This is a genomic window from Aliivibrio sp. A6 (assembly GCF_028765505.1).
GTDB lineage: Bacteria > Pseudomonadota > Gammaproteobacteria > Enterobacterales > Vibrionaceae > Aliivibrio > Aliivibrio finisterrensis_A.
In genome coordinates, this window is record NZ_JARACR010000086.1 from 1 (window position 1) to 1,275 (window position 1,275).

General features: G+C 37.6%; 2 protein-coding genes. Both read left to right on the plus strand.

All coding sequences use genetic code 11. The annotated features are described in order from the left end of the window. Positions 1–207: hypothetical protein (locus tag PVK70_RS18680; RefSeq protein ID WP_274441710.1), on the plus strand; the 207-nt coding region annotated here is incomplete at its 5' end. Positions 208–602: 395 nt separating this feature from the next. After that, positions 603–1,103 (plus strand): cold shock domain-containing protein, encoded by a 501-nt coding sequence (locus tag PVK70_RS18685; RefSeq protein WP_065600791.1) that lies wholly within the window; start codon positions 603–605, stop codon positions 1,101–1,103. The last annotated feature ends 172 nt before the right edge of the window (positions 1,104–1,275 follow it).

Below are 1,275 nucleotides of genomic sequence, written 5' to 3' on the forward strand. Positions count from 1 at the left end.
GTGCGTACTGAGTCCGAAATTTTTTGCACGGTTCGTCAAAAGAACCGAGGCTTTTGTAGTTTCGGCTTAGTAAGCGTTCCTTTCTTCTTTGTTGCCTTTTGGTTTCCGTATTATCAGGTTCGGCAAATTAACCCTTATTTCCCTAAGTTCAGGCGTTTCAGAAGCTATTTTACGCTTCAATTGTTCTTTGGTTATGCCTCATTGTAGTTTGCATCCGTGTTTTCCTCGCAGCATTTTTAATCCCAATTGTGGTTAGGATGTTTGGTTTATCAGTTCCAAATCTGCTGAAACCAAGTCGTTCAAATGGCGTAAAAAATGTATTGGTTTTCCATTCACTTTATCTCGCAATTTAAGAACATTTTGTTCGCTTAATTACTATCGGTAAATTAGAATCAGGGCTTAGAAAATATTGGCAGGGCAGTTCTTTACCAAGTTAGCCAAGCCGAAAGTAAGCACGCACAACAATCGCATCAACACGATTTATTACATTCGGCGTTCTGGGTTTGTCTTTAGTTTTGTGATTATGGCAGTAAAATTCAGGTTGGTTTGCATAGTAATAAACGTGTTATGCCAGCGTTATATTGCCGGCGAAAAGGAAAGGTATGAAGGGCAAAATTATAAAATGGGTTGATGACCGTGGTTTTGGATTTATTCAGAGTCATAATGCTGCTGGTGAGATTTTTGCTCATATATCTCAGTTTAAAAAAGGCTACCGTCGACCAAAAGTAGGCGATGAAGTTGAATTTCAACTTGAGTATAAAGATGATAAAACAAACGCTAAACTGATTTCTTTAGTTGGTGTTCAACCATCTAAATCAAGAAGCTCTTTCGTAACAAAAATTTTGGTGTTGGCTGTTATCACAATCGGCATACTTGGTTATCAATTTTTCTCAGAAAGTAACGTCTTTAAAAATGATTCAGCTCCTTTATTTGATACAACGCCAGCGTATGAAAATATGGGTTTTAGCTGTGATGGTAAAACTTATTGCAGTGAAATGAAGTCATGTGACGAAGCTAAGTTCTACATTGCTAACTGTCCAAATACAAAAATGGATGGTAATGGCGATGGTGTACCTTGTGAGAGTCAACACTGTAATTTTTAGTAGGCAATATAACAAATGCATCAACACGATTTGCTACACTCAGCGTTCTAGGTTTCTTTAGGTTTACCGTATTAAGTGGTAAATTTAGGCTTAATCTGCATGGTAGCAAACATGTTATGCAGGCGTTATACGAACTCTGAGAATGCAGTTTTTTGGTTCAGTTCAGCGATTG

What these genes read in the sequence shown, in the direction of transcription:
- PVK70_RS18685 (WP_065600791.1), top strand. Translation starts at nt 603, where the DNA reads ATGAAGGGCAAAATTATAAAATGGGTTGATGACCGTGGTTTTGGATTT.